Raw genomic sequence first — 25,162 nt, 5'->3', positions numbered from 1 at the left:
CGGTGGCGAGACCGCCGGGCCTCGGATGCGCCTCAGCGCAGGTGGAACTCGATCGTCGCGGGGCTGAACAGCGTCGGGTCGCTCACCGTCACCCGGTAGCTCCCGGCTGTCAGCGCGGCCCCGCCGAGGAACTCGCTCCTCTTCGTGGACAACGTGTAGTGGTAGTGCTCACCGTTCCAGAGCATCACCTTGCCGTTCGTCGGCACCTCCTCGACGCTGGTCACGTTGACCGTGCCGTCGGGGTGGGAGTCCACCTTCTCGAGCGTCACCGTGGGCGAAAGCGTGGTGACCACGTGTCCCGAGCAGTCGGTGATCGTCAGCTTCAGCGGCACGGTGCTGCCCAGCCTGAAGACACTGCCCTCCGGGCTGAGCGGCGCCCCGAAGGCGGACCCCGCGTTCTTGGTCGTCACCGACGCACCGGCCGTGCCGTGTGCGCCTTCGTCGTCCCACACCGTCGCGGTGAGGACGTAGGTCCCGGCCGCGGCATACGTGTGCGACCCGGACGCAGTCGACGCGCTGACCGTCGCGGCGCCGGAGCTGCCGTCGCCCCAGTCGAGGGACGCCGTGTGCGTGTCCTTGCTGCCGGCGTCGGAGAAGGACGCCGTCGCCGACACCGTGCAGGCGTCCGTGAAGGTCGGCACCACGGAGGCCACGACGGGAGCGACGTTGGCGACCGTGAGGGTCGCGGTGTCGGAGACAGCGGCGGTCCCGTCGTCACCCGTCAGCGTCAACGTGTAGGTCCCGTCGTCGGTGCACGTCACCGACGTAGTGGCGGAGGTGGCGGGGGTGAACGCACAGCTCGCACCGGTGTCTGCGGAGTCGACGGCGTAGCTCCAGCGGGCGGTCGCCGTCCCGTCGTCGACCACGGAGCCGGCGATCGTCACGGGTGATCCCTCGTCACCGGTATACGGGCCGCCGGCATCGACGGTCGGTGGCGTGTCGATCGGCTGGTAGCAGTTGTTCAGCGTCCAGCTGTGCACGTCGTGGTTGGCCGCCGCAGCACCGGTCCCTGACGTGAACCCGACGAACGCGTCGGTGACCGGGGCCCCGCTGCCGCCCAGGATCGCGGGCAGGTCAACCATCTTCGTCAGCAGGGCCGTGGCCGGACGTGTGTCGGAGTCGGCGAGCCGGACCTCGAGCTGGTCGGTGGCGCCGTTGTAGTCGATCCATGCCCGATGCAGAGCGGACGGGTTGTCGAGCGGCACCGGGCTGCCGGTCACCGGGTTGGACACCACGCTTCCGTTGAGGTTGATCCCGACGTGGTTGCTGGAGAACGGGTCGATGCCCTGGTTGTACCAGTTGTCGAACTCGACCCCCACGCTGGGCGTGATCCCCAGATAGCCGATGCCACCGCCGGGCCCTCCGGCGGTGTTGGCGTCGTTCTGGACGGTGAAGACGAGCCCGTCGGCACCGCCGGCCTGCTGAGCGGTGAAGGTGAACGTGAAGAACGTGCTGAACGACCCGTCGTTGGCGAAGCTCACCTTGTTCGTCGTGAACGCGCTGCCCGCCTGGCTCAACGCGGACGGCGTGACGCGCAGCACCTTCGCTCCCACAGGCCCTGCGATCGCCGCGTTGCCGTTGAGCGTGACGTCGGCCGGCAGCGGGGTGTCGAAGGTGGTGTACGTCGTGGTCGAGCAGACGGGGTCGACCGCCTGCGCGCTGATGGCTGGCAGGGCCACGAGCGAGGCGACGACGAGTGCTGAGGCGCCCATCGACCCCAGCAGCGGACGCACGTGCCCCTGCGTCGCCACAGCTCGGGATGGCTGGAGTTTCATGGTGGGACTCCTTCATCTGGTGGAGACCTCCGGGATACCCCTCCCGGACGGTCGCCTCCACGCTCCACCCGGGAGGCACCTGCGCGCATCGGGCAGATGCCCTATCGCGTGCGCCCGGGCATAGGTGATCTGCCCGGGGGTGGGAGACAGGATCGGCTCGGGCGGGCGGACGTAGGCAGAACTACCCATGTCTCACTCGCCGCCGTGGACCGACACTGGACGGACCTGGTGACCCTCACTCAGTCGGGAGGTGCTGCGATGACGAGGCACGTCGACGGGACGCGTGCGGAGAAGGCACCCGAGGAAGCGATGCTGCGGCCCTGGGAGCGCGCGGGGGCGAGCGTCGCCGGGTTGGCTCTGCTGCTCGTGGCGTTGTGGTTGATCGTGGACCCGCCCGGTCGTCGGGTCGCCCTGGCGCAGTGCAGGACTGCGGCCGACGGCTGCGTGGTGACCGTGGACCAGGACTCTGCCGTGCTCGTGGCTGCCGTGCTCGGACTGGCAGGGGTGGCGCTGCTTGTCGCGCTGCTCGGCCGCCGGTTCACGAGCGTCGAGGTCGCCGGCGCCAAGCTCCAGGCCCCAGACACCGCCGGCCTGCAGGTCGCGCCGGCGATGGGGACCACCACGGACGAGACGGCGGACAGCACGCCCGGTCCCGCTCCCTCCGGGACGGCCAGGAACGACTCACCGACGCGCATCGAGGTGCTACGAGGCCTGGGGAGCGTGACCGGGACCGCCGAGGTCGCGGTCACCTCCCTCGGCCAGCCGATGGGCCTGACCTACGGTGCCGCCCTGCGTGACTACCAGTCGGCGGTCAAGCACGCTCAGCGCGGCTACTTCGTGGTGCACTCGCTCGGCCCTGCCTCACCGCCACGCCCAGGCTGGTACACGGTGACGGTCCGCGTCACCGCCCGTCCCGACCCGGACGGCACCGTCACCTCCGCCTCCTTCTTCCTCGGGCGCGCCTGGGGGTACCAGGTGTTCGAGGGGCGTCGAGGCACCGACGGCAGACTCGGGATCGCGACGCAGGCCTACGGACCGTTCCTCGTGCTGTGCGAGCTCACCTTCGACGACGGAAGCAGGGTGGTGGTCCATCACTACTGCGACTTCGAGATGGCGAGTGTCCTGGAGACCGTCACGGGCCAGTGAGGATCCGGGGCGACCGGAGCCAGCGCCGTGATGAACCGCTCGTCCACGAGGGCATCCTGTCCGCGTCAGACAGATGGAAGACGTCTACCGGCCGCTGGTAGATGCCGCATGAGTCTCAATATCAAGAACGAGCGGGTCCACCGCCTTGCTCGCATCGACTGACGTCACCACCGTCGCAGGACGATCAATACAATCTGCATTAACATCAATGCATGGCTGTGCTGATCCAGATCCGGGACGTCGACGAGAGCGTCCGTGACGTGCTGAAGGCCCGCGCCGCTCGGCAGGGGATCTCGCTGAACCTGCTGTTGCGCCGCCTGCTGGAGGACGAGGCGGCGCGACCCGAGCGCAATCAGGTCTTCGCGCGCGTCGCCGCGCGATCAGAGCGGGCCGCGATGTCCTCCACCGACCTGATCCGCAGCCTGCGCGACGCTGACACCCCACGGGGCGCATGAGCTGCGTCATGGACGCCTCCGTGCTGGTGGACCTGCTGACCGGGGCCCTGGAGCCGGAGGCGCTGCCCGACGTCGCCGGCGGACAGTGGCACGTGCCGGCCCACCTCGACGTCGAGGTCCTCCACGCACTCAGAGGACTGGTGCGGGGTGGCCACCTGTCGGTGGGTCGGGCCCGGGACGCTCTGCGCGACCTCGACGACCTGCAGCTGCAGCGCTGGCCACTACGCCTGCCGTTCGCCGTGCGCGCCCTTGACCTCGGGAGCGCCCTCACGGCATACGACGCGGCCTATGTGGTGCTGGCCGAGGGCGTCGACGTCCCCCTTGTGACCCGCGACGGCCGCCTGATGAGGGGCGCGGCACCCGTCAGCGACGTCGACGTCATCGTTGTCTGACAGGTCGGTCACGCCTCACCCTGAGACCGCAGACGCGCGTGTGTACGGTATCGACGAGACGCTCGAGGAGGGTGCCAGTGACGGCACGCGTGAGATGGACGACCTACGGCCGCCCTGCCCTGGACGCGCTCAGGGACGTCGTCGCCCACCTGAAGCAGGACGACCCCCTCCACCCCGTCACCATCATCGTGCCGAGCAACGTCGCCGGCATCGTCGCCCGCCGCCACCTGGCCCGCGGCGTGCACCCGGACCGGCCGGCCATCGCCAGTCTCTGGATTACCACCCTCCCGCGCCTCGCCGAGCAGCTCGCCTCCCCTCGGCTCACCGGCGAGGGGCGCAAGCCCGCCACCCGCGCCCTCGTCGGCGCGACCGTCCGCGGCGTGCTGCAGGGTGATCCCGGCGTCTTCGGCGAGGTCGCCGACCACCCCTCGACCGCCCGGGCCCTGGCCCGTGCACACCACGACCTGCGCGACGTCGACGACGCCGCGTGCGAGAGCGTCGCCGGCACGAGCGCCCTCTGCGCCGACGTCGTCCGCGTCCACCGAGCCACCCGCGAGCGCATCGCCCAGAGCCACTACGACGAGACCGACCTGCTCCACACCGCGGCCGCCACGCTCACCGCGGCACGCGCCGCCGAGCTGGGCAGCGTGGTCATCTACCTCCCCCAGGAGCTGACGCACGCCGAGGCGCGACTGACCGCGACCCTCGCCCGGCTCACCGACACCCACCTGGTCGTCGGGCACACCGGCGACCACCGCGCCGACGCCGCCGTCCTCGAGTCGGTGCACACCGTCGTCCCCGACGCTCCCCTGCCGCCGCCACGCCCAGCTCCCACGGTCGACCGCATCGCCCATGCCTCGGACTCCGACGACGAGGTCCGGTGCGCCGTCCGCGAGGTCGTCCGGGTCCTGCGCACCACCCCTGCCCACCGCGTCGCGGTCCTGTATGCCGCTCGCGACCCCTACGCGCGCCTGCTCCACGAGCACCTGGCCGCCGCCGGGATCGAGGTCAACGGCCCCGGTGTGCGCCCGGTCGCCGAGCGCGCCGTGGCCCGCCTGGTGCTCGGGCTGCTGGAGACCGCCCGCACCGGCTACCGCCGGGCCGACCTCCTGCGGACCATCGGCGAGCTGCCGGTCACCACGTTCGAGCAGCCGGACGCGCCGGCCACCCGCGTCTCGCTCCCGCTCTGGGAGCGCATCACCCGCGAGGCCGGCATCGTGGCCGGGGACGACTGGCAGGAGCGCCTCGACGTCCACCAGCGGTCGATCGAGTACCAGCTCGCGGACGACGACCTCTACGACAGCACCCGCGACCGGCTCACCCGCCACCGCGAGGCCACCGCAGCCATGCGGCACTTCGTGGCCACCCTGCGCGGACGCCTCGACGCCCTCGCCCGCGCCGCCACCTGGACCGAGGCCGCGGAGGGGCTGCGCGGCATACTCGACGCACTCCTGCCTCCGGCCACCCACCGGCACCTCCCGCCGGCCGAGCAGCACGCCCTCGTCACGGTCCGCAGCGCGCTGTCCCAGCTGCACGCCCTCGACAGCACGCCCACCAGCCCCTCGCTCACCGGGGTGGAGGAGATCCTCGGCCTCGAGCTCGACGGGGCGCTGCCGCGGGTCGGCACGTTCGGCCGCGGCGTGCTCGTCGCCCCGGTCGAGCAGGCGGTCGGGCTCGACCTGGACGTCGTCCACGTGCTGGGGCTGGCGGAGGACCTGTGCCCCGGCAGCCTGCGCGAGGACTCGCTGCTGCCCGAGCGGGCGCGGGAGGCCACCGGTTGGGCGCTGCGCAGCACCCGCCGCCGCGCCGACACCACCCACCGGGCGCTGCTCGCCGCCTTCGACTCGGCGACCCACGTGACGGCCCAGCTTCCCCCGCGGTGACCTGCGCCGGCACTCCCACCGGCTCCCCTCCCGCTGGCTGCTGCCGTCCCTGCGCGCACTCAGCGGCGACCCCGGGCTGCCGGCCACCGAGTGGGAGCGCGGCGCCACGCCCGCCGGGGATGCGGTCCAGGGATCGCCGTCGTTCGCCGGAAGCCTGCGCACGACCAGGCACCCGGCCACCGAGCAGGAGTGGCGCGTGCGCGCCCACCTGGCCGGGACCGCACCGGCCGACCCCGTCGTCGAGTCGACCCAGGAGCTCCTGCGGGCCCGTCGCGGCGAGGACTTCAGCCGCTTCGACGGCAACCTCGCCGGCCTCGCGGGCCTCCCCGACCACGCGGCAGGCACCACGGCGGTCTCCCCCACCGCCCTCGAGAGCTACGCCGCCTGCCCGCACGACTACCTCCTGCGGCGGCTGCTGCGGGTCGAGCCGGTGGAGGCGCCCGAGGAGATCATCACCATCAGCGCCACCGACCTCGGCTCGCTGGTCCACGAGGCGATGGACAGGTTGGTCACGGAGGCCGCCGAGCGCGGCGAGCTCCCCGGCCACGGGCAGCCCTGGACCAGCTCCCAGCGCGCGCGGCTGCTCGAGCTGGGCGAGCAGGTCGGCGCCCGCTACCAGGCCGAGGGACGCACCGGTCACCCCCGCCTGTGGGCCCGGCAGGAGCAGTGGGTCCGCACGGTCCTGGACCGCATGCTCACCGACGACGACGCCTGGCGGGCCAAGCACGACGCCGCGGTGGTCACCAGCGAGCTCAAGTTCGGGCTCGACGGCACGCCGCCGGTGCGGGTGCCGCTGCCGGACGGCCGCGCGGTGCTGCTGCGCGGGTCGGCCGACAAGGTCGACCGGCGCCGCGACGGCACGCTGCTGGTCGCCGACATCAAGACGGGCAAGAAGGAGTCGTTCAAGGGTCTCGACGAGGATCCGGTGCTCGGGGGCAGCAAGCTCCAGCTGCCGGCCTACGCCCTCGCCGCCCGGGCCGCTCACGGGCAGGCCCACACCCCGGTGGAGGCGCTCTACTGGTTCACCGGCAGGGCGACCGGCCGGGTGCAGCTGCCGCTCACCGACGCGGTCATGGAGCGGTATGCCGAGGCCCTCGCACTGCTCGTCGACGGCATCGCGCGAGGCCTCTTCCCGCAGCGGGCTCCCAAGGCCGCCGACTACGGCTACACGCAGTGCTCCGCCTGCAACCCCGACTGTCTGGGGCACGCGGCGGTCCGCGAGCGGTGGGAGGCGTTGCGGGGCACGGCCGCGCTGCGCGCCTACACGGCTCTGGTGGAGCCGGACGCCCTGGACGGCTCCGCGGAGGAGGACGAGGTATGACGCGGCTCACCGACCAGGACGCGCGCGAGCGGATCCGGGAAGCCACCGACGAGACCCTCTTCGTCGAGGCCGGGGCCGGGTCCGGCAAGACCCGCTCCCTCGTGGAGCGGGTGGCCACGCTGGTGCTGCGCGACGGCATACCGATCGAGTCGGTGGCCGCCGTCACCTTCACCGAGCGCGCCGCGGCTGAGCTGCGCGACCGGCTGCGGGCGTCCTTCGAGCAGGCCGTCCGGGCCGGCGACGACCAGGCGCGGGAGCGGGCCGAGGAGGCGCTCGACGGGCTCGACCTGGCGGCGATCGGGACGCTGCACTCCTTCGCGCAGCGGATCCTGGCCGAGCACCCGATCGAGGCGGGGGTCCCGCCGATGGTCGAGGTGCTCGACGAGGTCGGCTCGTCGGTGGCGTTCGATGCCCGGTGGGCGGAGATCCGCGGGCAGCTGCTCGACGACGAGGCTCTCGCCCCGACCCTCGAGCTCGCGCTCGCGTCGGGGGTGAAGGTCGAGCAGGTCCGGGCGATCGTGGCCAAGCTCAACGCCGACTGGGACCTGGTGGAGTCGCACGTCGTCGGGCCCGGGGCGCCGGAGCCGCCCAGCCTGCCCGACGTCGAGCACCTCGTGGAGCGGGCGCTGGAGCTCGCGGCGGAGGCAGACAGCTGCGTGGACGCCGCCGACAAGCTCCTGCCCGACCTCGCCGCGCTGGCCGAGTGGGCCCACCGCCACCGCACCGTCGGGACCGACTCCGCCGATGTCGTCGCCTCCCTCACCGCCGTTGCGGACCTCAAGTTCCGCCACGGCGCCAACAAGGGCTGGGCGGGACGGCACAACCAGCTCAAGAAGGACTGCACGGCGTGGCAGCAGGAGGTCGCCGGGGTGCTCGCCCAGCTCAAGGACCGGTGCCTGCGTGTCGTCGTCCACTGGTGCGGCGAGCGGGTGCTCGAGGCAGCGCACGCCCGCCGACGCGAGGGTCGCCTGGAGTTCCACGACCTGCTCGTCCTTGCGCGCGACCTGCTCCTGCACAACCCCGAGGTGCGGGAGACGCTGCAGCAGCGCTACCGCCGGCTGCTGCTCGACGAGTTCCAGGACACCGACCCGATCCAGATCGAGATCGCGGTCCGGATCGCCGGGGGTGCGGCGGCCGGGCAGGCCGACTGGCGCGACGTGCAGGTGCCGCCCGGGTCGCTCTTCGTCGTCGGCGACCCCAAGCAGTCCATCTATCGCTTCCGCCGGGCCGACATCCGGATGTACCTGCAGGCGCGCGAGACCCTCGGCGGCCAGGTGTCGCTGACCACCAACTTCCGAAGCGGCGCGCCGGTGCTGGACTGGGTCAACGCCGTCTTCGCCCAGCTGATCACCGAGCACGCCGACCGGCAGCCGGCCTACGAGGCGCTCGCGCCCCACCGCGACGGCTCGACCGTGGGTCCTCCTGTTGCCGTGCTGGGAGCCGAGGCGCACCAGGACAAGCCTCGTGCCGACGAGGTGCGCCGCCGCGAGGCCGCGGACGTCGCCGCCGCCGTCCGCCAAGCCCTGGACGAGGGGTGGACGACCGAGGCCGAGACGGACGAGCGCGACGAGGACGGCCGGCCGCGCACGGCGTGGCGGCCGCTGCGGGAGGACGACATCGCGATCCTCGTGCCGGCGCGCACGTCGGTGCCCTTCCTCGAGGAGGCGCTGGACGCGGCGGGCGTGAGCTACCGCACGGAGTCGAGCTCGATCGTCTACCAGGCCCAGGAGGTGCGCGACCTCTTCGCCGCCCTGCGCGCGATCGCCGACACCTCCGACGCCTTCTCCCTCGTCACGGCGCTGCGCTCCAGCCTGTTCGCCTGCGGTGACGACGACCTGTTCACCTTCCGCCGCGACGGGGGCACCTTCTCCGTGCTGGCCCCGGTGCCCGACGCCCTGGCCGACCACCCGGTGGCGCGCGCGACGGCATACCTGAAGACCCTGCACGACGAGGCGCGGTGGCTCACCCCGAGCGAGGTGCTGACCCGGCTCGTCGTCGACCGACGGATGCTGGAGGTGGCCGCCGACGGTCCGCGGGCGCGGGACACCTGGCGGCGGCTGCGGTATGTCGTGGACCAGGCCCGCGCGTGGTCGGAGACCGAGCACGGCGGGCTGCGCGCCTACCTCGCGTGGGCCCAGGCGCAGGCGTCGGAGACCTCGCGCGCCGGCGAGGCGGTGCTGCCGGAGTCGGACGTCGACTCGGTGCGGATCATGACCGTGCACGCGGCCAAGGGCCTGCAGTTCCCCATGGTGGTCGTCTCCGGCCTGTCGTCGAAGCCCAACAACCGGCGGGGTGTCCAGCTGCTGTGGACCGACGACGGCTTCGCGATCTCGCTGGGCAAGGACCTGACCACCGGCGACTTCGCCGACGCCGAACCGGTGGACGAGCAGATGAGCGCCTTGGAGCGGCGCCGCCTGCTCTACGTCGCGACGACCCGGGCCAAGGACCATCTCGTGGTGTCGATGCACCGGTCGGCGGACGGACGCAGTGGCAAGGACACCCTGGCGCACCTGCTCGCCGATGCCGGTGCGAGTGGGGCGGCGGGCGCCGAGTCCTTGCCAACGACCACGGCTCTCGCACCCGGCGCGGCGACGACCCGTGCCCGTGCGGCCGCTCCTCCGCCGCCGGAGTGGTCCCGCTGGCGGAGCGAACTGGATGACGCCGTGGCCTCCTCACGCCGCCGCAGCGCACAGAGCGCCTCCGGCCTGGAGGGGACGGACCCCGAGGTCGAGCTCGCCGGACTGCCGATGAGATCTGCTCCTGAAGAGACTGCGCAGGGCGAGAAACTCGCGATGCCGGAGGATGGGCAGGTCGCTCGGTCCACCGCCAAGGGCGGCCGCGATGTCGAGCGACCTGCCTGGGTCAAGGGCCGCTACGGCTCGGCGATCGGTCGAGCGGTGCACGGCGTGATGCAGACCGTCGACCTGGCCACCGGCGCGGGGCTGGACGACGCCGTGGCGGCACAGTGCTGGGCCGAGGGCGTGACGAACCACGCCGACGTCGTCCGGGATCTGGCCAGTTCGTTCCTGCATTCGGACGTCGTGCGTCGTGCCGCCCAGCGCGAGCACTGGCGGGAGTCCTACGTCGGCACGGTGCAGGAGGACGGCACGGTGCTGGAGGGGTTCGTCGACCTGCTGTACCGGGAGGACGACGGGCGTCTGGTGGTCGTCGACTACAAGACGGACGATCTGCCCATCGAGGGGTGGGCGGCACGGGCGCAGTTCTACGCGCCGCAATTGAGCGCCTATTCCAAGAGCATCGGGCGAGCGGTCGGCGACACGTCGGTCCAGGCTGCGCTATGCATCAGCGGCGGCACCTTCATCGTGGTGGCCTAACCCTGATGCTGGAGTTGTCCGGCCGCGTGGCTCCTAGGCACCTCTTGTTTGAGCCCTCGCACGGGCGCAGAATTCCGTGAGGAAGGCAAACACGAAGGGAGCGGCACGTGGCGATCGAACGCGCAGACGTCGGCAGCTGGGTCGTCCGCTGCAGTCCGGATGAGAAGTGGGACTACTGGCGAGCCCTGGATGAAGGCCAGGAGATTGCTGGCGTGCCGTACCCATCTGCCTGGAGCCTCGGAACCACGTACCGCAACGAGCTGATCGAGGTCGGCGATCTCATCGTGCTTTATGTGGGCGGCGCTAAGAACCCTGCCGTTGTCGAGATCGGGGTAGTTACTGAAGGCGTTCACGTGGATCGGTGGGATCCGAGGTACACCGTTGATCCATCGAAGAAGGGCGTTCCGATGCCATTCGTCGGCTATGACGCTGTCATCCTGACCACACCCGTTCCTCGGACTGCGCTGAAGTCCGATCACCGGTTCACCGGCTCGGAGCTCATGCGGATGCGCATGGCCCCTAACCCGCTGTACTTCACGCCCGACGAGTCCCGCGCCCTGGCGGATTTTATCGACCAGCAGGACCTGCAGGCAGCGGGTTGGCCAGGACGGCTGGCGAAGACTTAGGCGCGGCGCCAAGAACTGTTTGGGGCAGGGCCCTACACCCCGCCTGCGCACGCCCCCATCACCCCATCAGGAAGTCCCGTCAAGGTCTACGCCCAACTCCTCACACAGCGCGACCAAGAAGTTCCTGTACGTGCTTGGCTGCAAGGCGTCACGCACCTCGGCCGCGATCTCTCTGGCGGCGCTGCGCGTGAGCCTGTCGACAGCTCTCGAGGAGGGCGGTATTGCGCGCCGATCCGCACGTCCCTCCTTGGCCACGACGTCGGTAAGCCGCTCCTCAGTGGCCGTCTCCGGGGGAGATGCGATGGTCAGCACTTGAGGAGCTTCATCGAGGCCCGAGTCGGGACTCATCGGTTCGATCGGTAGCGCCACCCCGTCGTGGACCACGGTGAGGAACCGGGTCGTGCGCGTGAGAGCAACGTAGAGCAAGCGGTGCCCCCGGTCAGACGATCGGACGATGGCGGCTGGGTCGACGATGACAACAGCGTCAAACTCCAGGCCCTTAGCCTCCACGGGACTGGCCAGGTTGATGGACTTGCCAATCTCACCTGTGCTCGCGTCCGAGTAGCTGATGCCGTGTGCCCTGAACTGCTCAACCACCGAGTCGCGCAGCTCGTCACAGCAGATCAGTCCGACGAACTGTCCGTTCCCAGCGTGATGCCTAGCTGCCCGCACCGCGACGAGTGCAAGGTCCTCCGAGGCTGTCTCGATCAGTTCCGGGTCCTGGGGGCCATCCCTGACAACTCGCGGAGGCGTGACGAGCGGGGCAGCGACCGGAAGGAGCTGGGCAGCGAACTCGTAGACCTGACGTGGAACCCGGTATCCAAGCGACAGTTCCTCGACCACGGTAGGAAGGTCAGACCCAAGGCCCTGACGGACATCGTCCCAGGAGTCGCGTGCCCACGACCCCGTGGACTGCGCGATATCACCCACCACCGTCATGGAGCCGCTACGAGAACGACGCCGGATGCTCCGCAGCTGCATGGGTGACAGGTCCTGAGCCTCATCGACAACGACGTGCCCAAAGGTTGTGGGCCGCCCGTTGAGCAGGTAGTCCAGTTCGTCAAGCAGAGCGACGTCCGCGTCCGACCAGGCCTCGAGCGAGAGCTTTTCCTGCGGAGCCCGAAGAAGCCTTCGAATCTCGCTCACCGTGAAGTCCTTCTCCACCGCGCCCGCTGCGGCGAGCATCCGCTCGCGTGAAGCGAACAGGTCGCGCAGGAACGACTGTGGTGTCGCCTGCGGCCATACGCGCTCCAGAGCGTTGTCGATCGTGGCGGCCGTCACCACGCTGCGGCTCCGGCGCGCCACCTGATCCTGCAGGAACCGGCGGAAGGAAGTGCGTCCGTCGTTATAGGTTCCTTGTCGCAAGCGATCAATCTCACGCTCGATCTCTTCCCTCTCGGCCGAGGGCCCGAGCCCCTCCGCTCCAAGAGTCAAGCGCTCTGCCTTTTCGGCAAGGCCTACGCGTTGCCATAGCGCGTGCCTGAGCAGGTCCGCCATCCGAGCGTCACCCTTGAGCCTTGAGACTCTCCGATCCTCCGCAGCACCTACGCCGCGCTGCGGTCCGAGCGACCTGAGATCGGCATGTCTGACGTCTTGATCGCCAAGACCCGGCAAGACTTCCCTGATGTAGCGCGTGAAGGTGGGGTTCGGCCCGATCACCAGGCAGTCCGCGGGCTGCAGCCGGTCACGATAATTGAAGAGCAGCCAGGAGATCCGGTGCAGGGCGATTGCAGTCTTTCCGGTACCTGGGCCACCCTGCACGATCAAGAGCTGGTCGATCGGGGATCGGATCAGCTCGTTCTGGGATGCATGGATCGTCTGCACGATGTCGCGCATGAGGCCGGTGCGGCCGGCTTCGAGGTCGTCCAGGATGGCATCGTCCACCCCCCACTGCTCCGGCCCGGTCAGCTCTTCCAACGACCTGGCCAGGTGCTCGAAAAGGGTGTCCGTGTACGTGTCGATCTGGTTACGGGTGGTTGCGTACGTTCGCTTCCTCTCGACGCCCAGCGGTTCCTGCACCGTGGCGGCGTAGTAGGCATTGGCTGCGTCCGCCTGCCAGTTGATCACCAAGAGGTCCCTGTCCTCGTTGGCGATGCAGTGGTTCCCGATGTAGAGCGTCTCGCCGTCTCTGTCAAACCGCCCAAAGGCCACAGCCTCCTCTGGCCCACCCAGCTGCTTGGCCTTGAGCTCACCGTTGCGCTTGACGAGTGCTCTGACCTTGTTCGGTCCACCCGCCGCTTCCCACGCCCCCTGAAGGAGCTGGCGGCTCTTCTCCCGCGCGTCCCACGCCGTATCGAAGTGGGCCTGCTCCTTCGCAAGTTCACCCTGCTCCACCATGGGGACATTGCTACCACTCCCCTCCGACACAACACGAGGCGCCCCATAGCGGTGACCTCCCGTCCGCGATGCCTCGCCCCGCGACCCCGCGCGAGTGCATCAGTTCCGCCTATAGTCACGGCAAGAACACTGCGGTTCCAGGAGGACTATCTATTGCCCAAGTACAGCCCTGTGACGTTCGACGCCCAGCCGGTCGAGAAGGGTGGGGAGGTGCTCGGGTATGTCGTGTCCGGCTTCTTCACCCGCAAGCAGCTTGAGACCCTCCGCAACTTCGTCGACGACGACAAGTACGAACGTAGCAAGAAGTGGCGGGGCGAGCACCAGGAGATGGCGAAGGCGATGGTGAACGCCGTCGACGGTGCTCTGCAGGGGTAGCGCGACACCGATTGATCGGTCGGGCAAGCAAGTCAAGGCCGGCCCGACGGCCATCGACTCCTCACGCATAAGGTCGGGACCGTGCGCCTCGAGGACATCACCGCCGGCACCTCCGTGAACGGTGTCGTGCCAAACAGCCCCGTCACCGTTGTCGCCGTCGCGTGGCACGGGGCAGACGCCCTCAATCTCGTCTACCGCCCGCCCACCGGCCCGATCCAGGAGGCAGTCCTCTATCGCTCCGACGAGGACCGGCTGAGCCTTGCGGTTGGGTCGCGCCGCCCCTTCGACGCGCCAGCGGACGACTTCAAGCTCGCCGCTGAGGCCCAGCGCATCCAGCGTGCTGGCCTCTTCGACCCCATGATCGCCGTGGCCACCAGCGAGGTCGAGCCGCTGCCCCACCAGATCCGCGCGGTTTACGGCGAGATGCTCCCCCGCCGCCCCTTGCGCTTCCTGCTTGCCGACGACCCAGGCGCAGGGAAGACCATCATGGCCGGCCTGCTGATCAAGGAGCTCATGCTCCGCGACGACGTGCACCGCTGCCTGGTCGTCGCCCCGGGTGGTTTGGTCCACCAGTGGCAGGACGAGCTCTTCCTCAAGTTCGGTCTGCGTTTCGGCGTCCTCGCCGCAGGTGACGGTGACACCGCGCCGGGCCGGTCAGTTTTCGACGACAAGCCCTATCTCATCGCCCGTATGGACCAGCTCGCCCGCAACGAGCTCCTGCTCGAGCAGCTCGACGACTCGGAATGGGACCTCGTCATCGTCGACGAGGCGCACCGCATGTCAGCGCGCTGGTTCAACAGCAAGCTCAACCGCACGCGCCGCTTCGACCTCGGCGAGCGCCTCGGCAACATCACGCGGCACCTCCTGCTCATGACCGCGACACCGCACAACGGCGTCGAAGCCGACTTCCAGACCTTCCTCTCCCTGCTGGACCGGGACGAGTTCGCCGGCAAGGCTGCATCCGAGGGACCGCACCGCAAGGTCGACACCTCCCGTTTCATGCGGCGCATGGTGAAGGAGGACCTGCTCACCTTCGACGGCACACCCCTCTTTCCGGAGCGCCGCGCTGAGACGGTGCCCTACGAGCTCTCACCTCTTGAGCAGGATCTCTACGACTCCGTCACGGCATACGTCCGCGAGGGGATGGGGCGCGCCGACAATCTAGACAGCGGCCGCAAGCGCACGGTCGGCTTCGCCCTCACCGTCCTGCAGCGTCGGCTCGCCTCAAGTCCGGCCGCGATCCACGAGTCCCTCAGGCGGCGTACGGCACGTCTCCGCACACGGGCCGACGACCTCGCCAACGGCGTCGGCGTCCTGACCGCGACGCCAGCCTCCTACCTCCCGGACGATGACGATGACTGGGCGTCAGAGGAGGCCGAGGTCTGGGAGGAGGAGCTGGTCGACGCGGCGACTGCTGCGCGCACCGAGGCAGAGCTGCGCGCCGAGATCGCCGAGCTCGACCAACTCGTCCAGCAGGCGGCCCTCGTCCGCTCCAGCGGGCGCGACGTCAAGTGGTCCGAGCTGCGCTCGATCCTCGAGGGCAACGTCCTCGAGCGTGACGGTGGGACGCCGCGCAAGCTGATCGTCTTCACCGAGCACCGTGACACGCTCGACTACCTCGTGCAGCGCATCGGCACGATTCTCGGACGCAGGGACGCGGTCGTCGCCATGCATGGCGGCGTCAACCGGGTGGAGCGCCGCCGGATCGCCGAGGAGTTCACCAAGAACCCCGAGTGCCAGGTGCTCGTCGCGACCGATGCCGCCGGTGAAGGTCTCAACCTCCAGGCCGCACACCTGATGGTCAACTACGACCTTCCGTGGAACCCCAACCGCATCGAGCAGCGCTTCGGTCGCATCCACCGCATCGGGCAGACCGAGGTATGCCGTCTGTGGAACCTGGTGGCGATCACCACTCGTGAGGGCGAGGTCTTCAAGCGGCTGCTGGACAAGATCGACGAGCAGCGCGAGGCCTACGGCGGCAAGATCTTCGACGTCCTCGGGGGCGACGCCTTCGGCGACCAGGCCCTGCGCGACCTGCTGATGGAGGCGATCCGCTACGGCGACCAGCCGGAGGTCCGCGCGCGCATGCAGGAGGTCATCGACGCCGGCGTGTCCGAGGGCCTCAACGAACTGATGAACGAGGCGCTGGCCCGCGAGATCCTCTCACCCGAGGAGCTCGCACACTTGAGACGCCGCATGGACGAGGCACGTGCCCGCCGCCTGCAGCCCCACTACATCGAGATGGCGTTCCGCGCCGGTTTCGAACGGCTGGGTGGGCGCATGGCGCGCCGGGAGAAGAACCGCTATGAGATCAGCCGGGTGCCTGCCGAGCTCCGCACCCGCCGAGCGGCGATCGCCTCTCGATACCTACGCGTCACCTTCGACATCGCCTCTATCGACCACCCCAGCAGCGAGCGAGCAGACCTGCTCGCCCCGGGCCACCCCCTGCACGACGCCGTCATCGCCGCCACACTTGATCGGGCGGGTGAGGCGCTCGAACATGGCACTGTGCTGGTCTCGCCCGATCTCGACGAGCCGCAGCTGCTCGTCGGCGTCACTGAAGAGGTGCTGGACGGGACCGGAGAGGTCGTCGGCCGCACGTTCGGCTACGCCTATGCCGACGAGCACGGCACGGTGACAGCTGCCGGCCCCGCCCCCTATCTCGACTGCGTCGCCGCCCCCGAGGGACCGTTGACCGAGAGAGCACGGGGTATGTCGTGGCTGGACGGTGCCGAGTCTGCCGCGGTCTCCTGGCTGGTCGAGCACGAGCTGCCTGGGTATGTCGCCCAGCTTGCGCCCCGCCGCCGCGAGGAGCTCGACGCTGCGGCCCGGGCCGTGGAGACGAGGCTGCGCGCGGAGATCACCCGCCTCGGCAGCGAGGCGCTTGCCGCATCTGCGAAAGAGTCAGCAGGCCAAGCGGTCAAGGAGTCTTCAACCAGCCTCAGCAGGAAGGCTGACGACCTGCAGGCGCGGCTCGTCGAGCGGCTTGCCTCCATCGAACGCCAGCGCACGATGCGCACTCCCCCTCCTCGCGTCGCGTGCGCAGCCGTCGTAGTGCCGGCCTCCTGGCTCGACGGCGCTGATGGGGCGACGGAGAGCCCTGCTGACCGCCCGCCCGTCGATACGACCGTCAGCGAGAGGCGTGGAGTCGATGCGGCCCTGGCTGCCGAACGCGCTCTCGGCCGCGAGCCGACCGAGATGGCTCACAACAACAAGGGCTACGACATCGCGTCCGTAGCACCCGACCGGAGCACGGTCTTCATCGAGGTCAAGGCCCGCGTCGAGGGCGCCGACGACTTCGTCGTGACCCACAGCGAGGTCATGGTGGGGAAGAACACCACCAACGCTCACCGGTTGGTGCTGGTCAAGGTCGACCCACGAGGGCCGCAGCACGACGAAATCCGATACCTCGTCGACCACTTCCGCACGGTCGACCTTGGAAGCCTCTTCACAGAGAAGGTCGTCCTGAGCTGGGACAAGACATGGGCATCTGGAGGCCGCCCCGTGTGAGAGCTCGAGTAGTTACTCCGACCGCGGAGAGCGGGGCCTGGACTTGTATGGTGTGGCAGAAGTGGCTGGGGCACGGTGAAGAAATGCGCCAGGGGGCGTCCGCAGCGCGCCCCGCGCACGAGGGACGGATGAGAGCAGATGGCAGAGACGCCGCGTCGCAAGTTGATCGAGGTCGCCCTACCCCTCGAGGTCATCAACCGAGAGTCGGCGCGCGAGAAGTCGATCCGCCACGGTCACCCGTCCACCCTGCACCTGTGGTGGGCCCGTCGCCCACTCGCTGCTGCGCGAGCCGTTCTCTTCGCCCAGCTCGTCGATGACCCCTCCGCTCATCCGGACCGCTTTCCGACCGAGGAGGACCAGCGCGTCGAGCGCGAGCGGCTGCATCGCATCCTCGAGCGGCTCGTCCCCTGGGAGGCGACACGGGACGAGCGCGTGCTCGAGGAGGCGCGGCAGGAAATCCTGAAGTCCACGAACGGCAACCCGCCGCCGATCCTCGATCCCTTCGCCGGCGGCGGCACCATCCCGCTCGAGGCCCAAAGACTCGGTCTCGAGGCGCACGCCTCCGATCTCAACCCGGTAGCCGTACTCATCAACAAAGCTCTTATCGAGATCCCGCCGAAGTTCGCCAACCGTCCGCCCGTCCACCCCTCGTTACAGGACGAGCTCGTCGGCTGGCAGCGCGCCCAGGGTCTCGCCGCTGACGTCCGTGCTTATGGCGAGTGGATGCGCGAGGAGGCGCAGCGTCGTATCGGTCACCTCTACCCCAAGGCCGTTCTTCCCGACGGCACCAAGGCGACGGTGATCGCCTGGATCTGGGCACGCACGGTCCCCTGCCCTAACCCCGCCTGCGGCATCGAGATGCCGCTGGTCCGGTCGTGGTGGCTGGGGAAGAAGAAGGGCAAGGAAGCGTACGTCATTCCCTCCGTCGCCGGTGACCCCACCCACCCATCCGGGCTGAGGGTGAAGTTCGACATCGGCCACGACAAAGCGAGCGCACCCACCGCGGGCAACGACGGAACAGTGGGACGAACTGGCGCGCGGTGCATCGCATGCCAGACCAGTGTGAGCCTCGAGCACATTCGGTCGACCAGCCGTCAGGAAGGGCTAGGGAGCCAGTTGATGGCTGTTGTGGCTGAGGGCAAACGGTGCCGCATCTACTTGCCGCCCAGCGAGAAGCACATCGAAGCTGCGGCCATAGAGGTGCCCGACGATGTGCCTTCAGGAGAACTGTTCGACTGGCCAGGGCGAATCAACGTCTATCGGTATGGGCTGACTCATTTCAGCGACCTGTTCACCCCCCGCCAACTCAGCGCACTCACCACCTTCAGCGACGTCGTTATGGAAGCCCGGGAAAACGTCCTCTCCGACGCCCTCGCCGCCGGACACCCCGAGGGCGCCAGGCTCGAGGAGGGCGGCACCGACGCGGCCGCCTACGCCGACGCCGTCGCAATACATCTCGCTTGCGCCGTCGCCCGAATCGCCATGACAAACTGTAATCTGGGTAGATGGAACTCCACAGGCGAAAAGGTTCAGCACGTTTTCGGTCGCCAAGCGATCCCGATGGTGTGGGACTTCCCCGAAGTCGATGTATTCGGCTCAGCCACGGGGACGCTCGCCGCAGCCGTGGACATGGCAGCAAACGCACAGATGAGCGCCCCAGCGAAAACAAGGGCAACAGTTGAGCAAACCGACGCTCGCGACGTTGAGTTATCCGGCCTATTGAGCACCGACCCGCCTTACTACGACAATGTCGGGTATTCAGATCTATCGGATTTCTTCTATGTTTGGCACCGAAAGTCTCTTCGACGCATCCTACCGTCGCTCTTCAACACCCTACTTTCTCCTAAAGCAGAGGAGCTCGTCGCAAATCAACATCGCCATGGAGACAAAGAAAAGGCGAAGCAATTTTTCGAGCACGGCTTCCAAGAGATTTTTCGCCGAGCTCGCATCGCTACATCACGAGATTTTCCAATTACGGTCTATTACGCCTTCAAGCAGTCCGAGTCTGGAATCTCTGGGGAATCTTCTACTGGCTGGGAGACACTCCTAGACGGCATGATTGAAGGGGGGTGGTCGATTACCGCAACTTGGCCCATGCGGACCGAAATGGCAACCCGAATGGTCGGGCAGGGCGCCAACGCCTTATCTTCGTCCATCGTCCTCGCACTCCGCCCACGCCCCGATAACGCCCCCACGACCGACCGTCGTGGCTTCATCGCGGCCCTGCATGCCGAGCTGCCGGACGCTCTCCGCAAGCTTCAGCAGGGCGCGATCGCCCCGGTCGACCTGCCCCAGGCAGCCATCGGCCCGGGGATGGCGGTCTTCTCCCGCTACTCCGCCGTCCTCGAACCCGACGGCAGTCCCATGTCGGTCCGCTCCGCCCTCGAGCGGATCAACGAGATCCTCGATCAGGTTCTCGCCGAGCAAGAGACCGACTTTGACTCGACGACCCGCTTCGCGATCGCTTGGTACCGCCAGCACGGTTACGGCACCGGAAAGTATGGCGACGCCGACAACCTCGCGCGTGCCCGCAACACCGCGGTCGACGCCCTTGAGCGCTACGGCATCCTCACCGCTCGCGCTGGCAACGTCACCCTCCTGCGCCCGGCCGACCTCGACGTCAACTACGACGTCAGCGTTGATTCCCAGGTCAGCACCTGGGAAGTTCTGCACCACGTGCTTCGCACACTCGAAGCCGACGGCATCATCGGGGCGGGCGCCTTCCTCGCCGAGGCGCTCTCGCGAGCACAGGGTGACGTGGAGGCTGACCTTCTCAAGGAACTGGGCCACCTGATCTTCCGGATCTCCGAACAGGACGGCCGCACGAAGGACGCCATCGCCTTCAACAGCGTCGTCACCTCGTGGCCCGACATCGTCGCGGCGGCCGGGGCTCGTCCTGTCGGCACCCAAAACACCTTCACTTTCGAGGAGAACTGATGGCGCAACAGCTCACCGCCCACGAGCAGCCTGTCTACAAGATCTTCTCCAGCGACTACCAGTTCTCAATCCCCCGGTATCAGCGGCCCTACTCATGGGGCAAGGACCACGCACTCCAACTGCTAGATGACTTGATCGGTGCGAACGCGTCCGACAGCACGGAGCCGTACTTCCTTGGGTCGTTGGTCCTGGTCAATCAGGGCGACGTATTGCATGACGTCATAGACGGGCAGCAGCGCCTCACCACCCTGACGATCCTCCTGGCTCTCCTTCGTGACCTCTCGGAAAGCCCCTCATTCGCTGCCGAGTTGGGTGATCTTGTGATGGAGCCAGGAAGCCAGCTTGCTGGTCTAGAGCCGCGGCCCAGGCTGCGTCTCCGCAGCCAGGACGCCGACTTCTTCGCAAAGTACGTACAGTCTCCAGCCGGAACAACGAGTCTCCTGACGCTGACCGATGCGACCGCCGTTTCGGAGCCGCAGCGCGCAATTAGGGATAATGCAAATGCTCTTCGCGCGCGCTTGTCCGAGATGCTGGACGAGGAGCGGCGAGCACTCGCGAGGCTCGTCAGCACCCGTACATACCTCGTCGTGGTTTCCACCCCCAATCTCGCCAGCGCCTACCGCATCTTCAGCGTCATGAACGCTCGCGGTCTCGATCTCAGTCCTACTGACATCTTCAAGTCCCGCCTGATCGGCGACCTCCCCGACGACACTCCGCATGCGAAGCGCTGGGAGGACGCCCAAGAAGCCCTCGGCCGGGACAACTTCACAGACCTATTCCGCGACATCCGCACCATCATTAACGAAGACCGTGCCAGGCGCGAGTTGCTCAAAGAGTTCCCCGAGCAAGTGCTAGACCCCTACCTGTCGCGCAGCAATGCGGGGTCTTTCGTCGACGACGTGGTAGTTCCCTACGCCAGGGCGTTTGACGCCACTCTCACACGTGACGCTGGCCCCGGGGAAGCGTGGCAGGGGGTCAATCACTGGCTCCGCCGCCTCTCCCTGATCGACAACAAGGATCGGCGGCCAATCGCTCTCTGGGCCTTGAAGCACCACGAGGACGACCCTGCAGCGCTCCAGCACTACTTCAAGTCTCTTGAACGGCTGGCTGCATCGATGTTGCTGCGGGGCGAATACACCACGCCCCGTATCGGCCGCTACCTCGACCTGCTGCGAGAGCTCAAAGGGGGCGCGGGCCCGAACGCCGAATCGTTCATTCTCGACCCGGAGGAAAAGCGTCTCACCCGTGAGGCGCTCAACGGCGAGATCTACCGCATGCAGACGCAGCGAGCCAGGTATGTCCTATTGCGTTTGGACGAGTTACTGTCCAAGTCCCCAGGCGCGACCTACCAGCACGACATCATCAGCATCGAGCACGTCTTGCCTCGGAACCCGGAGCCAACAAGCAAGTGGGTGCAGGACTTCAACGAGGAGGAGCGTCAATACTGGACGCACCGACTCGGCAACCTCTTGCTGCTCAACCGACGGAAAAACAGCCAAGCAGGGCGTTTCGACTTTATCGACAAGAAGGCGCGCTATTTCGCCACGTCGAGCGGCTCCGCAGTTTTTGCGTTGACGACGCAGGTGCTGTCCTACGACTCGTGGACTCCTGATGTCGTCGCGAAGCGACAGCAGGAACTCACAACCGCTCTTTGTCAGGAATGGGAGCTGAACTGATGGCAACGAGCAACCGCGATCGACTCGGACAGATGTTCGAGATCCTTGGGGCTGCACTGGACGACTTCATCTCCAGCCTGATCGGCCAGGAGGACCCGGCTCTCGGCGCCGAGTGGACAAAGCTCGTCCAGGCCAAGGATGTCCGCAACGGTGCACCCGCAGGGAGGGAGTACGACCCTCTCGACCCGCAAGTCCAGTTCCGGATGCTGACGGAAAAGAACATCACGACCGGCTTCAGGCCGCACTGGTACCCGTTCTCCGACGCCATCGGCCGACCTGGTGAGTCCTACGCCAGCGAGTTGCGCGAGGTACGCAACGCGTGGGCACACAACAAGCCGTTCACGGACGACGATGCTTATCGCGCTCTCGATACGGCGGAGCGGCTGCTCACGGTCGTCGGTGCCCCCGCCGCCGCTGAACAGGTCGCCAGGATTCGCACCAACCTTCGCCGCGTCAGCGCCGACAAGGATGACCGGCGCACCCTCAAGCAGACAGTGTCCGAGGGCTCGCTCTCCGCCGGGCTCCGACCCTGGCGGGAGGTCTTGCCACCTCACCAAGACGTAGCCAGCGGGAACTTCAAGGCGTCCGAGTTCGCCGCAGACCTCTTCAAGGTCGCGAGCGGGGAGGAGAGCGGCAAGGACTACGCTGACCCCGTCGAGTTCTTCCGCAGGACCTACCTGACCGAGGGCCTGCGTGAGCTCATCGGTCGGGCGGTCGACCGCCTGGGCGGGGATGACAACGCCTCCCCCGTCATCAACCTGCAGACAAACTTCGGCGGCGGCAAGACGCACTCCATGCTCTCGCTGTGGCACCTCGCCGGCGGGACCCCTTTGGGAAGCTATCCCCAGGAGGTGCAGGAGCTCCTGGCTGCGCATAACTTCGACCGGCTCGACAACAAGCGGGTCAACCGTGTGGCCATCGTCGGCAACCACTTCGCGCCCACCGGCGAGAAGAAGGCGGATGGCACGTTCGTCAGGACGATCTGGGGCGAGCTCGCCTGGCAGCTGGGCGGCGCAGAGGGGTATGCCATGGTCGCCGATGCCGACCGGGCCTCCACCCCACCCGGCGCCGCGCTCCACCGTCTGCTTGCGGCATATTCGCCCGCGGTCATTCTCATCGACGAGTGGGTGGCCTACGCACGCAGCTTGTATGGCGTCGGGCCTGAGGAAGATCGGATCACCGGTGGCACGTTCGACAACCAGTTCACCTTCGCCCAGTCGCTGACTGAAGCGGCCAAGGGCAGCAGCGGCATTGTGCTCGCGATCTCGATTCCCGCTTCAGAAACCGGCGTCGCCGACGCTCCAGACGAGCTGCCGGTCGGACATCTCGAGGAAGTCGGAGGCTCGCACGGCATGGAGGCGCTCAAGCGCCTCCAGAACGTCGTGCGACGGGTAGCCGAACAGTGGAGATCGGCATCCTCGAGCGAGGCCTACCACATCGTGCGCCAGCGACTCTTCACCACGCCGGATGCTGAAGCGCTCGCAGCCATCGGCGCCACGGCGCGGGCCTTCGTCGACTTCTACCGCGCCCACCCTGGCGACTTCCCGGCAGAGTCACGCGACCCCGCGTACGAGGACCGGATCAAGAACACGTACCCGATCCATCCCGAGCTCTTCGAGCGTCTCTATGAGGACTGGTCGAGCCTCGAACGGTTCCAGAGGACACGCGGGGTGCTACGGCTCATGAACGCGGTCGTCCATGCGCTCTGGGTTGGAGGGGACAACTGGCCGCTCATCATGCCTGGTTCGTTGCCGCTGGCGGTGTCGTCGGTCAACTCCGAGGTCTCCCAGTACCTCCAGGACTCGTGGAAGTCGGTGATCGATGCGGACGTGGATGGGACCGAGTCTGAACCTGCCCGCATCGACAAGGAAAAGACGCAGTTCGGCTCGCGGTTCCTGACCAAGCGGCTGGCGCGGACGGTGTTCTTCGGCGCGGTTCCGACGATCGGCTCCGCCCACAAGGGGCTAGACACCCAGCGAGTCTTCCTCGGAACCGCCGTTCCCGGCGACCGCACCGGCGACTTCCACGCCGCGCTCAACGCGCTCGCTGACCGCGCGACCTACTACTACTCCGGGCAGGGCAAGCACTGGTACGACCTGCAGGCCAACATCACGCGTAGCGCGAAGGATCAGGCCGAACGATTGCACCCGGAGGATGTCTGGGCGGAGATCGTCCGGCGCCTTAGCGAGGAAGGGCGTGCGCGCGGTGTCTTCGGCGGGGTCCACGTGTGCCCGGAGTCGGATGCCGACGTCCCGGACACGGACGAGGCACGCCTGGTGGTGCTGCACCCGAAGGTCTCTCACAAGAGTCGGCGTGGGGCTGAGCCGAACTCATCCGCTGCCGACGCTGCACGGCATACCCTTGAGAAGCGCGGAACCGCCAACCGCGTCCACCGCAACATGCTGGTCTTCCTCGCAGCCGACGAGGCGCGCCTGGAAGAGCTGGACCGATCGGTCCGTGACTACTTGGGGTGGAGGTACGTGCTCGCGAGCCCGGACCTCGACCTGACCGACAACCAGAAGGCCCAGGCGAACGAGAAGCTGAAGCGCGCGGATGAGACCGCCACGGCGCGCATGCAGCTGACGTATCAGTGGGTGCTGCACCCGAGACAACCCAACGCGCGTGAGCCTTGGGTCATCGCCGAGACGAAGGTCGAGGGCTCCGGCTCGCTTGCAGAGCGTGTCGGCAAGCGACTCAAGACCGACGGGGACCTCGCGGACGTGCACGCCATGACGTCGGCGAGGATGGCGATCAACCAGGTGCCGACCGTGTGGGCCTCCGGGCACGTGAGTGTCGGCGAACTATGGGGCTTGTACACGGCGTATCCCTACATGCCACGGCTCACCGCGCGTGGGGTGCTGACGGAGGGGCTGATGCAGACCACAACGCTGACGTGGGAGCGGGACGGTGTGGCGCTGGCGGAGCGGTACGACGAGGCGGAGGGCCGGTATGTCGGTTTGTGGCTCCCCGGGGAGTCGCCTTCGCCGCACCCGACAGACCAATGGTTGGTGGTCAAGCCGGAGGTCGCGCTCGCGCAACGGGAGGGTGAGAAGCCAGACCCGGACCGGGACCCGGAACCCCACCCAGACCCGCGGCCCGACCCTGAACCGGGACCGGGGCCCTCGCCACTGGAGACCGTTCTCTCCAGGTATTTCGCCACGGCCGAGCTTGATCCCATCCGGTACACCCTGGACTTCAAGAACATCGCCGACGAGGTGCTCATGCACCTGGCCCGTCCTGGCCGGAAGCTGAAGGTGACGGTGGAGATCGAGGCGGAGGACCCGCAGGGGTTTGATGAAGGGACCGTCAGGACCGTAAGAGAGAACGCGACGGTCCTGAAGTTCGAGCAGTCGGGCTTCGAAGAGCAGTGAGCGAGTTGCCGATGCAGCAGGAG

14 protein-coding genes are annotated in these 25,162 nt (G+C 68.1%); 12 read left to right on the top strand and 2 right to left on the bottom strand.

Annotated elements, in window-relative coordinates:
* Window positions 1–32 precede the first annotated feature (32 nt).
* Window positions 33–1,775: a lectin-like domain-containing protein gene (locus tag IEV65_RS02360; RefSeq protein ID WP_229734800.1), complete on the bottom strand. Its 1,743-nt coding sequence runs from the start codon at window positions 1,773–1,775 to the stop codon at window positions 33–35.
* Window positions 1,776–2,033: 258 nt separating this feature from the next.
* On the opposite strand from IEV65_RS02360, the gene IEV65_RS02355 reads away from it, so the two are divergent.
* The 7 genes from IEV65_RS02355 (at window position 2,034) to IEV65_RS02325 (ending at window position 10,933) form a co-directional block, all read left to right on the top strand.
* Complete coding sequence (locus tag IEV65_RS02355; RefSeq protein WP_188427996.1) at window positions 2,034–2,921, top strand: pYEATS domain-containing protein; 888 nt, start codon at window positions 2,034–2,036, stop codon at window positions 2,919–2,921.
* Window positions 2,922–3,133: 212 nt separating this feature from the next.
* Window positions 3,134–3,376 carry a FitA-like ribbon-helix-helix domain-containing protein gene (locus tag IEV65_RS02350; RefSeq protein ID WP_188427995.1) on the top strand — a complete coding sequence of 81 codons (243 nt, stop codon included), beginning with the start codon at window positions 3,134–3,136 and terminating at the stop codon, window positions 3,374–3,376.
* A gap of 8 nt (window positions 3,377–3,384) precedes the next feature.
* Entirely contained in the window at window positions 3,385–3,768 is a 384-nt protein-coding gene (locus tag IEV65_RS02345) for a type II toxin-antitoxin system VapC family toxin (protein WP_229734799.1), read from the top strand.
* Between the two features lie 77 nt (window positions 3,769–3,845).
* Window positions 3,846–5,651, top strand: a complete 1,806-nt coding sequence (locus tag IEV65_RS02340; protein WP_229734798.1) for a PD-(D/E)XK nuclease family protein — start codon at window positions 3,846–3,848, stop codon at window positions 5,649–5,651.
* A gap of 196 nt (window positions 5,652–5,847) precedes the next feature.
* The gene (locus IEV65_RS02335) at window positions 5,848–6,972 is read left to right on the top strand and encodes a PD-(D/E)XK nuclease family protein (protein WP_188427992.1); all 1,125 of its coding nucleotides are present in this window, start codon (window positions 5,848–5,850) and stop codon (window positions 6,970–6,972) included.
* The gene (locus IEV65_RS02330) at window positions 6,969–10,307 is read left to right on the top strand and encodes a UvrD-helicase domain-containing protein (RefSeq protein WP_188427991.1); all 3,339 of its coding nucleotides are present in this window, start codon (window positions 6,969–6,971) and stop codon (window positions 10,305–10,307) included. The genes IEV65_RS02335 and IEV65_RS02330 overlap by 4 nt, the downstream gene beginning before the upstream one ends.
* Window positions 10,308–10,414: 107 nt before the next feature.
* On the top strand, window positions 10,415–10,933 hold the full coding sequence (locus IEV65_RS02325; RefSeq protein ID WP_188427990.1) for an EVE domain-containing protein: 519 nt from the start codon (window positions 10,415–10,417) through the stop codon (window positions 10,931–10,933).
* Window positions 10,934–10,999: 66 nt separating this feature from the next.
* Here the strand turns inward: IEV65_RS02325 and IEV65_RS02320 are convergent, their stop codons facing one another.
* Window positions 11,000–13,270, bottom strand: a complete 2,271-nt coding sequence (locus tag IEV65_RS02320; RefSeq protein WP_188427989.1) for a HelD family protein — start codon at window positions 13,268–13,270, stop codon at window positions 11,000–11,002.
* 171 nt (window positions 13,271–13,441) lie between these two features.
* Between IEV65_RS02320 and IEV65_RS02315 the strand changes: the two genes are divergently transcribed.
* The 5 genes from IEV65_RS02315 to IEV65_RS02295 all read left to right on the top strand — a co-directional run bounded on the left by IEV65_RS02315 (window position 13,442) and on the right by IEV65_RS02295 (window position 25,139).
* A complete protein-coding gene (locus IEV65_RS02315; protein ID WP_188427988.1) occupies window positions 13,442–13,645 on the top strand; it encodes a hypothetical protein in 204 nt (67 codons plus the stop codon).
* Between the two features lie 81 nt (window positions 13,646–13,726).
* A complete protein-coding gene (locus IEV65_RS02310) occupies window positions 13,727–17,155 on the top strand; it encodes a helicase-related protein (protein WP_188427987.1) in 3,429 nt (1,142 codons plus the stop codon).
* A 138-nt stretch (window positions 17,156–17,293) separates the two neighbouring features.
* Window positions 17,294–20,092: a DUF1156 domain-containing protein gene (locus IEV65_RS02305; protein WP_188427986.1), complete on the top strand. Its 2,799-nt coding sequence runs from the start codon at window positions 17,294–17,296 to the stop codon at window positions 20,090–20,092.
* Window positions 20,092–21,768 (top strand): DUF262 domain-containing protein, encoded by a 1,677-nt coding sequence (locus IEV65_RS02300; RefSeq protein ID WP_188427985.1) that lies wholly within the window; start codon window positions 20,092–20,094, stop codon window positions 21,766–21,768. The genes IEV65_RS02305 and IEV65_RS02300 overlap by 1 nt, the downstream gene beginning before the upstream one ends.
* Window positions 21,768–25,139: a DUF499 family protein gene (locus tag IEV65_RS02295; protein WP_188427984.1), complete on the top strand. Its 3,372-nt coding sequence runs from the start codon at window positions 21,768–21,770 to the stop codon at window positions 25,137–25,139. Before IEV65_RS02300 ends, IEV65_RS02295 begins: the two co-directional genes overlap by 1 nt.
* Window positions 25,140–25,162: the final 23 nt, after the last annotated feature.

Origin of the sequence: Ornithinimicrobium tianjinense (assembly GCF_014636495.1) — a bacterium.
GTDB lineage: Bacteria > Actinomycetota > Actinomycetes > Actinomycetales > Dermatophilaceae > Ornithinicoccus > Ornithinicoccus tianjinensis.
Note: the sequence above shows the minus strand (reverse complement) of the source record. Positions and strands in the feature narration are given on the sequence as shown.

Excerpts from the sequence above, each read along its gene's own strand:
- IEV65_RS02360 (WP_229734800.1), bottom strand. The coding sequence starts at position 1,775 with ATGAAACTCCAGCCATCCCGAGCTGTGGCGACGCAGGGGCACGTGCGT.
- IEV65_RS02355 (WP_188427996.1), top strand. The coding sequence starts at position 2,034 with ATGACGAGGCACGTCGACGGGACGCGTGCGGAGAAGGCACCCGAGGAA.
- IEV65_RS02350 (WP_188427995.1), top strand. The coding sequence starts at position 3,134 with ATGGCTGTGCTGATCCAGATCCGGGACGTCGACGAGAGCGTCCGTGAC.
- IEV65_RS02345 (WP_229734799.1), top strand. The coding sequence starts at position 3,385 with ATGGACGCCTCCGTGCTGGTGGACCTGCTGACCGGGGCCCTGGAGCCG.
- IEV65_RS02330 (WP_188427991.1), top strand. The coding sequence starts at position 6,969 with ATGACGCGGCTCACCGACCAGGACGCGCGCGAGCGGATCCGGGAAGCC.
- IEV65_RS02320 (WP_188427989.1), bottom strand. The coding sequence starts at position 13,270 with ATGGTGGAGCAGGGTGAACTTGCGAAGGAGCAGGCCCACTTCGATACG.
- IEV65_RS02305 (WP_188427986.1), top strand. The coding sequence starts at position 17,294 with ATGGCAGAGACGCCGCGTCGCAAGTTGATCGAGGTCGCCCTACCCCTC.
- IEV65_RS02300 (WP_188427985.1), top strand. The coding sequence starts at position 20,092 with ATGGCGCAACAGCTCACCGCCCACGAGCAGCCTGTCTACAAGATCTTC.
- IEV65_RS02295 (WP_188427984.1), top strand. The coding sequence starts at position 21,768 with ATGGCAACGAGCAACCGCGATCGACTCGGACAGATGTTCGAGATCCTT.